Source organism: Rhodoferax sp. OV413 (genome assembly GCF_900104385.1).
In the GTDB taxonomy this organism is placed as follows: Bacteria; Pseudomonadota; Gammaproteobacteria; order Burkholderiales; family Burkholderiaceae_C; genus Rhodoferax_B.
Window position 1 is genome coordinate 1 of sequence record NZ_FNJA01000018.1, and the last position, 7,480, is coordinate 7,480.

Annotated in this window: 14 protein-coding genes; 7 read left to right on the forward strand and 7 right to left on the reverse strand. The window is 54.0% G+C overall.

Annotated elements, in window-relative coordinates; all coding sequences use genetic code 11:
* The 7 genes from BLT66_RS26255 to BLT66_RS26705 all read left to right on the forward strand — a co-directional run.
* Positions 1-340: IS30 family transposase (locus BLT66_RS26255; RefSeq protein ID WP_143029319.1), on the forward strand; the 340-nt coding region annotated here is incomplete at its 5' end.
* A gap of 66 nt (positions 341-406) precedes the next feature.
* Positions 407-823, forward strand: a complete 417-nt coding sequence (locus tag BLT66_RS26260) for a hypothetical protein (protein ID WP_092762909.1) — start codon at positions 407-409, stop codon at positions 821-823.
* Between the two features lie 70 nt (positions 824-893).
* Entirely contained in the window at positions 894-1,238 is a 345-nt protein-coding gene (locus BLT66_RS26265; protein WP_092762911.1) for a hypothetical protein, read from the forward strand.
* Positions 1,239-1,268: 30 nt separating this feature from the next.
* Positions 1,269-1,643 carry an SCO4402 family protein gene (locus BLT66_RS26270; protein ID WP_143029320.1) on the forward strand — a complete coding sequence of 125 codons (375 nt, stop codon included), beginning with the start codon at positions 1,269-1,271 and terminating at the stop codon, positions 1,641-1,643.
* A gap of 64 nt (positions 1,644-1,707) precedes the next feature.
* Entirely contained in the window at positions 1,708-1,917 is a 210-nt protein-coding gene (locus BLT66_RS26695; RefSeq protein WP_143029321.1) for a hypothetical protein, read from the forward strand.
* Positions 1,918-2,125: 208 nt separating this feature from the next.
* Complete coding sequence (locus tag BLT66_RS26700; RefSeq protein ID WP_143029322.1) at positions 2,126-2,467, forward strand: hypothetical protein; 342 nt, start codon at positions 2,126-2,128, stop codon at positions 2,465-2,467.
* Between the two features lie 673 nt (positions 2,468-3,140).
* Entirely contained in the window at positions 3,141-3,515 is a 375-nt protein-coding gene (locus tag BLT66_RS26705) for a hypothetical protein (protein ID WP_143029323.1), read from the forward strand.
* An 805-nt stretch (positions 3,516-4,320) separates the two neighbouring features.
* Here BLT66_RS26705 and BLT66_RS26710 read toward each other — a convergent pair.
* The 7 genes from BLT66_RS26710 to BLT66_RS26300 form a co-directional block, all read right to left on the reverse strand.
* Positions 4,321-4,584, reverse strand: coding sequence for a hypothetical protein (locus BLT66_RS26710; RefSeq protein WP_143029324.1), 264 nt, complete (start codon positions 4,582-4,584; stop codon positions 4,321-4,323).
* 54 nt (positions 4,585-4,638) lie between these two features.
* The gene (locus tag BLT66_RS26715; RefSeq protein ID WP_143029325.1) at positions 4,639-5,058 is read right to left on the reverse strand and encodes a hypothetical protein; all 420 of its coding nucleotides are present in this window, start codon (positions 5,056-5,058) and stop codon (positions 4,639-4,641) included.
* Positions 5,059-5,101: 43 nt separating this feature from the next.
* The gene (locus BLT66_RS26280; protein ID WP_092762917.1) at positions 5,102-6,016 is read right to left on the reverse strand and encodes an alpha/beta hydrolase; all 915 of its coding nucleotides are present in this window, start codon (positions 6,014-6,016) and stop codon (positions 5,102-5,104) included.
* Positions 6,017-6,132: 116 nt separating this feature from the next.
* The gene (locus BLT66_RS26285; protein ID WP_143029326.1) at positions 6,133-6,402 is read right to left on the reverse strand and encodes a hypothetical protein; all 270 of its coding nucleotides are present in this window, start codon (positions 6,400-6,402) and stop codon (positions 6,133-6,135) included.
* A gap of 101 nt (positions 6,403-6,503) precedes the next feature.
* A complete protein-coding gene (locus BLT66_RS26290) occupies positions 6,504-6,890 on the reverse strand; it encodes a CcdB family protein (protein ID WP_255407102.1) in 387 nt (128 codons plus the stop codon).
* Complete coding sequence (locus BLT66_RS26295) at positions 6,833-7,084, reverse strand: type II toxin-antitoxin system CcdA family antitoxin (protein WP_092762921.1); 252 nt, start codon at positions 7,082-7,084, stop codon at positions 6,833-6,835. Before BLT66_RS26295 ends, BLT66_RS26290 begins: the two co-directional genes overlap by 58 nt.
* Before the next feature lie 130 nt (positions 7,085-7,214).
* Positions 7,215-7,480: IS30 family transposase (locus BLT66_RS26300; protein ID WP_143029327.1), on the reverse strand; the 266-nt coding region annotated here is incomplete at its 5' end.

The window sequence follows — 7,480 nt, forward strand, 5'->3', positions numbered from 1 at the left end:
CGTCAATGCGCTCATCAAGAACGCGCGCAAGCTGCCCCAGGAACTGTACAAGTCATTGACCTGGGATCGAGGCAAGGAAATGGCAGCACACAAGCGCTTCACGATGGCTACCGACATCCAGGTCTTCTTCTGCGATCCGCAAAGCCCTTGGCAGCGTGGAAGCAATGAGAACACGAACGGGCTGCTCAGACAGTACATGCCGAAGGGCGTCGACATCTCTGGCTACTCACAGCTACAGCTCAACGCGATTGCGAGACAATTGAACCAGAGGCCACGCAAGACGCTTGGCTTCAAGACGCCCGCTGAGATGTTCAGCGAAACTGTTGCATCGACCGGTTGAATCCGCCGCCAATTGCGGACATTCCATAGGTCGGCGAATATCGTTTCACCGATATTGATTCCAAATATGCACCGAACTATTCTCTACATTTTTCTCCTTGGGTGCCTGGCATTGCTTCACGGCTGCGATGACACCAAGACAGCAAAGGATGTTGAAATTAAACGTCAACTCGAGGGGGCTTGGACATATGAATTTCAGGATGTCCATGGACGTACCGTAAGCGGACTTCAAACGCTAAAGGCCGACGGTAAGTTCCTTGTAAATGAATCCAAGGAGCATGAGGTCGAACGCTCCGAGGGTGAGTGGTTCGTAACCGACGAACTACTGAAGCAGAAGACGACGCAGTTGGAAGAAAAGAAGCTCGGAACGATGCAAATGCTTTTCTTCACCTGCAAAATCTCGGAACTGCAAGCGAACTCGTTTACCTGTCGCGACGATGTCACCAAGCAGTCCTTCTTCTTCAAACGAAGCCTGGCTGGGTGACGGCCAGATTGGATGTAAAGAGGCTACAGTCGGCCAAGAGCGGCCATTCGCTATCACCGTTCACAAACAGATGAAGACGTTCAGACACCATTCGTACTTTGCTAAGCCGGAGCACACGCAGATGCGCTTGTTTCCCCATGTCTGTTTCTCTTGCCGCAAGTCCTTCAAGAAGCCGATGCGGGCGCTTGCACGGCTCTGCCCGCAGTGTGGCGGCCCTATGGTGATGCTCAGTCGCAAGTTCTCCGCGCCCAAAATGACGGATGTCGACCAATGGCGCAAGGTTGAGTACCTGGTCAGCCACGGATTCCGCTTTCAATCTATCCACGAGCAGCCGAGCGGTACATTGGTGCAATATCCAGCGACCTTGGCCGCAGCGAAGCTATTCGTCGAGCGATACACCGGTCAAGTCGGATAGCGGCTAGTAGCGGACCTACAGATTGTCTTCATGAATCAATTGACCTCCCCCGAAATGCGCAAGGAACTCGTCAGTTATTTGCAGGGCCTGGCTGACCCAGAGTACCAACGGCGCGTGTGGATTGGTGGCCAATCCGAGGGGGACGTTAAGCACGATGAATTGGACTACGCAGTACATTTCTTGTACGACGATACTGCGCTCGCAACTGACGCTCGCTCCACTATCGGGTGGATTCTCAAGGATGCATCGGAGGCAGATTCAATAGCTGCAGTGGTCGCATCCATCGAAGACATCTTTGTGAAGCACGGAACGAAACTCTCCGATGCGCAGTACATAGAATTACCCGAGTGGAAAGCTGTAGTAGCTAATGCCACCGCGGCCGCCGCGTGCCTGTCAGAGCGATAAGCGCTTCACTTGACCTGCAGCTTGCGGCCAAAAGCGGGCATTGGTTAAGAGGAGAATTTGCACGGTGACTAAGTTGTCTGAAGAACAAGCGTTTCTTGCAATGTACAAATTTCTTGACGCCGCTTATCAACGTGGATGCGAAGAACTCGGGGGCATTTTGGGCGATATATCGCTGTTGCCAGATGGCGGTACGGCAGACCCTTCTGCTTGGCAGGATTGGATTGCCGCTGTTAAAGCCGCGACGGACGGCACTGTTGACGCTCAACTGAAGTAGGGGCATTGAGTTACCAGTTGCTTTGGGCCGGTTGATACCTGAGCCAGAATTGCACTTATCGGCCAGAAGCGGATATTCGAAGTCCCAGACGTTCAATCGTTACGTAACCAAACTGGCTATGTCTCAAATTCTCAGAGTCCGTCAAAAATAGCTTCTAACCTTTTGCGGAGCGCGCGGGCGTTAAACATTGAACTGGGGAGAATGGAAAATGTGTCTGCAACTAATGTTTTTCGCATTTGCCGCCACGATTGTTTTACTCGTAGTTGAAGGCGTTCGTGCTTGGATCGCCTTCGCAGCATCAGTCAATCGACATCGTACGCTAGTGGGATTAGTGCTTGATGAAGGACCTAATGACGATACCGGACTTACGCTGTTTGAGCGTAAGCATTTACAACGCGTAATCGTTAATGGCTTCTCCAGCCATCAAGATAATTTATTGCGTAAATTGGTTGCTAAGACACGACTTCACCTTCTGATCTCGGTGGCTGTTAGTGTGACTATGGCCATCATATTGGTCATGTGGAGTTCAAGTGTTTGCGAGAAAATCTGAGGTACTGGAACCTATCGGCCAGAAGCAGGCATTAGATATTTATGACTACGTTGGGATTTCTTCTTCTAGCTGGGTTTTTCGCATTGTTGGCCATAGATGCACATCAGTTCGAACGTACTTCCAGGCACCAAATATGGGCTGTACCGCCAACTTCGGGACGAGCCGTTGGCACAGACCCTCTTTCCTTGCGTGAACAGCAGGCGCTGCAAAGCAATAAGTTCACCGCTGTGGGCGGGATTCCTGGACTCTACTGGGTCTTTGTGGTTCTAGCAGGCGGGTGCCTTGGGGCTGCGGGATGGTCATATTTGAGTTGAGTATGCGGACTTCTGGTGACTGCTCAGTGAAACCCGTGGGCGGCAGCTTTGGGCCCAAAACCGACGGTGGGCATCGCTCTCCAAAGCGGTCTGCGATGCGCTACCCAGCGTACCCGCGGTCATAACCTTGCTCTTTGAGCGCCCCGATTTCATGTCTTCGTCAGCTATAGTTTCTGAGTACAAGCCTGCCCGGTTTAACGGAATTTTTATACCTGAATGTTTGCACAGCAAGGTCATTAAAAACATAGGCTGCAAGCCACTCTCAGAAGGAAGCCGTGTCCAGAATATCCCGTATCGCCCTGCTCATCCCGCAGGTTTTGCGGTCTACATTACGTTATGCCGCTTAACAGGATCGCGCCATGAAGCTGAAGGCACTGCTCTATGCGTTGTTCGCAGCCGCAACCACGTGCACCAGCTTAATTTTCGTGCGTGAGGTCCTTTCGATTCACGACGCGCCTGCACGGGAAAATTTGCCGTGGCTTGTGCTTTGGTTTTTTGGGTCGCTCTGGGTTGCTTTCATTGCCGGGGTTCCTGCATTCGCGGCCCTTAGACGCATGCATCTTGCACGATGGTGGTCGGCAGCAGCTACGGGTGCAACTTTTGGCGCGGCTTTCGCCTGGTCTCTCAATCAGGATCATGTTTCGATTGTCTCAATGGCAGGCGTAGGAGCAGCTTCTGCACTCGCGTTCTGGTTTACTTTGGCAAAGCTCGCTCCAGAAGCATATGCGGCATAACAGATCGCTCGAACCGACCCGCTGCGCCAGTCCACCGCAGACCAACATTTCATTCTTGACCTTACGCGGCCAGTCGCTGCGTGCGGCTCAGCTCTAACATTGAGCGTCCGTTTTATCAACCAGTCACTGACTGGTATTGGCCGGATGCCGTCAAAACTAAAACCACCGGGTCCGCATATTTGCAAGAAATTCGGACGTAAGAGGAACATTCGAGGCCGACCCAATAACCGCATCCACTCCACACTTGGGGCACACAGCCGTTTGTCCATCGTCAACCCATTCCAAGATACTGGTCGGTGGAAAGGTTTGGAGGCAGTAAAAGCATCCACACAACGCACTTGCATCGACTTCAAGCCGATGGGTGCTGCAATGCGCGTGCGCGATATCCGAATCCATTTCGTTAAACCCTCACGTAGATGTCCGCTCCTGGCCGAGAGGAGTCCGGTTCTGGCAGGTTTGCTCCAAGCCGCATCTATCGCCCTTTTTCGACGACCTGCCGAGCTGCTTTCCTAGACTTGAGCGTAGCTGTAGCCTCTTCCGCTGTCGGTAGCATTCGCTCCTCAATGACTGTGTGCCAGGCGCCGCAGTTGGGGTCAGGACAACCACACGAGGTGACGCGGACTGGATGACGTGTCCCATTGCGCTTCTGTATCGCATTGGTACGTTCTTCACTCTTAATAGTGTCAACAATCGCACCACGCTGCAAAAATTTCCCACTCATTGATTCCCCGTCTATCTATGCATCAAGGTCTATGGCTAAGTCCTGCAAACGTCAGCTTCTGGCCGGATTCTGACATTTCTAGGTCTAATCGTGCCGTCGTCTGAGCTTCCATACGACCACGCACGCAACCACCGCCAGCAACAGTCCGCCGTAAAACATCAACGCGGCAAAGGCTGGTTGTCGACAACGAGCATTCGCCGCAAACAGGCTGTAGGTTCCAGAGCATTCTACGAATGCGAGCGAAGAGGAAGACATCCCCCAGAGAAGGCCGTAGCCAGCGATGAAAAGCATCGCCGGTGCAATCACAGACAAAATCACTCGCGCTGGTCGCCGGTGTGCAGGGTTCATGAATGTCTCGTTCTGGCCGACTGTAGCCGAAAGGCTGGCTGGTTCATTCGGGCCCTAAGCCGACGGAGGTACAACTCTTAGCTCAGCAGAAAGTTCATAGCCAGCTGCAATCACATGGATTGCAATGCCTGCAGAATGCAAAAAAATTCGGTAATGCCTACCTTCCAATCTTGCATGATGCGCCCTAGCGTTGTCCAACCATGCGGAATATTCATATGCCACAAGCGAATCCAGTAACTCGAGGTTTCGGTCTTCTGCGCAATCGAAAACACTGCTTCCGGGAAATGGGGTCTTCAAAAAATATGATGCGGCCGAAAACCTCAAGTCCCGTCTTACAGAAGCTTCCTTCTCGTTTGTGTAATAGAGCTTCAAGGTGAGACAACCGCCTGTGAACTCCATCTCAACACGGTCCTCACCGTCGACCGGCAAGAAATGAAGATTTTCTAATTGAATAATATTGGAAAGTTGCATCATGAATGTCAATGACCGCTTCTGGCCGCATCCAGGCTTCCCGGGATTACGTGAAACGGAGCGTTGATTCGACGGATGAGGGGCATTTTCGTCGGAATCCTAGGAACGTTGAAATCGCCTGCGATAGCGAGTCGGCCAAGGGCAAGTCCGGCATGTCGTACGTCATCAGATTCTCGGTTCGGTCCGACGAGGCAATTTTCAAAATGTGATTCATGCCTTCGACCAGAACGAGTGTCGAGCCAGGCCGTACCGCTGCCAGGCGCCGCGCATCCTCCACGCCAACCTGAAGGTCCGTCGTGCCCTGAATGACCAGCGTGGGGTTATTGGCCTTGGACAGCTCCTGAGCCGGATGAAGCGGGAACCACGACATCAAGTAGTTCTGCACGCTCGGACGGTAGAGCGCGTGGAGCTCAGAAGGCACCGTGGTTACGCGCTCCCCGCGCTCCAAGCTGGACGCAATTCGGCGTGAGTCACGTTGCAAGGCCGTTGGTACCGATGCGGCGGCGAGCTGCCGCTCGATGACTTGGGCTGCCGGCTCGCTCGCCCCGGCAATCAGCACCAAGCCGGACAAATCGCAACGTTGAGCAGCGAGTGTGGCGACAAGCGCGCCTTCGCTGTGTCCGAGGAGCGCGACACCGGCAACGCGCGCCTGCCCTTGCAGGAATTTCACCCAAGCAATCGCATCCTCGATGTATGTGTCAAATCGCAATTCGTCTTCACGGAATTCAATCGAGCGGCTCCGACCGACACCCCGCTTGTCAATGCGCAACGACGCGATGCCGCTGTTAGTGAGCGAGGCCGCGAGCAACTTGAGGCAGTTGTTACGCGCGCCAGGCAGATTTCCGTCGCGGTCAACCGGACCCGACCCTGCAAGGATTAGGATTGCGGGTACCGGCGCCAATCCCTCGGGCATGGCCAAGATACCCTGAAGTCCGTGGATGCTTACTTCATGCTCTGTCATTGTGGGACTTTGAGAAAACACATCGTTGACCAAATTACGGTAGCAGAGGAGAACGCAGGGTAGCGGGTCGATTCTGAGTGACGGCGGAAGGTCTGTTTCTGGCCGAGCTCAGCCGTTCAGCTTTCGAGCCAGTCTAGCTGGACCTTGCCAACCTCAACGGCCAAACCTGCATCTACCTCTTGAATTTCCAGAGGGTTGACTACGGGACGAGGAAATGGACCGGCCGCCTGCGCAAGCGCCGGATGGTCCCTCACCGCCAGTTCGCAAGCTCGTGAAAACGCGGTGATTGCGTCTTCCGCTTCCACACACCCGCTCAATTCGAAGGCCATCTTTTTGCCGTCGATGACAAAAGCCTCGCCCTCGCCGTAGACCTGCCAAACCTTCATAGATTGCCCCATTCGACGAATGTCCGTTGTTGGCCGATAGTACCTATTCGCCAAATACCTGCCAACGACCGCAACCAGCCTTTTGGCGACCATCGATCTAATCACCCCCAAGACCGCGTCAACAACTCATCCAACGCATCGGCAACCGCTTGCCCCTGCTCCGCCAGTGATGTGGCCTGTTCGCCCAACTGATCCAGTGCCACAGAAACTATGTCCAGCGGATGGAGTACCACCTGCACACCCTCAACCTCAAACACCGGATTCATGCGAGAGCCCGCTGTAGCCGTATTCGCGGGTAGTGCACTGCGGCGCACCAGCGGCGCCACCACGCGCCTGCGGTAGCGGTCAAATAGGGATGACTGAACGACCACCACAAAAGGGATGGATTCCTTCAATGCGCCCTTGTTGCGGTGTACATCGAACTGCGCCGTTACAGTGTGGAGTGGTCGTCTACAAATGAACCCACGGCGACGTGCACGGCATTCCAATCCATGGACGCGGTGTCCGCCTGTTGCTGGCGTGAGAGGCGGGCTTGCCGCTGCTGGGCAACATAGGCAACCAGCAGTTCTTCCATGGCGGCAGAAAGGTTGCTGGTGTAGGTCTTGGCTTGTGCAACCAAGCCTTCGCACAAGGTCAGGTTGACGGCGCGCTTGCGGATGGTGACTGTAGATGCTGCGGGCATGGTGGACTCCTGGCGTCGGATCTATGCGCACATTACGCGCATAGATAACAGCAACGCATTTGCTACTCTATTCATAGCTACTTACGCTGATCAAATAAGGGCGGATTCAAGTCCAAGTGCAACACAAGGGTCATTGGATAGTAGCGTGCGGTGGATGGTGTTTGAGCAAGAAATCGCGATAGGCCTCGATGGGCGAGTGCGCATTCAAGGTTTTACGGGGGCGGTTGTTGATCTCATCGGCAATCGCATCGAGTTGCTCCTGGGTCACTTCAGACAGATCCATACCCTTGGGCAGATACTGGCGCACCAGCCCATTCGTGTTCTCGTTGGTACCCCGTTGCCAAGGGCTGTGGGGATCACAGAAGTACACCGCAATGCCGGTATTGGCGCTGAGTT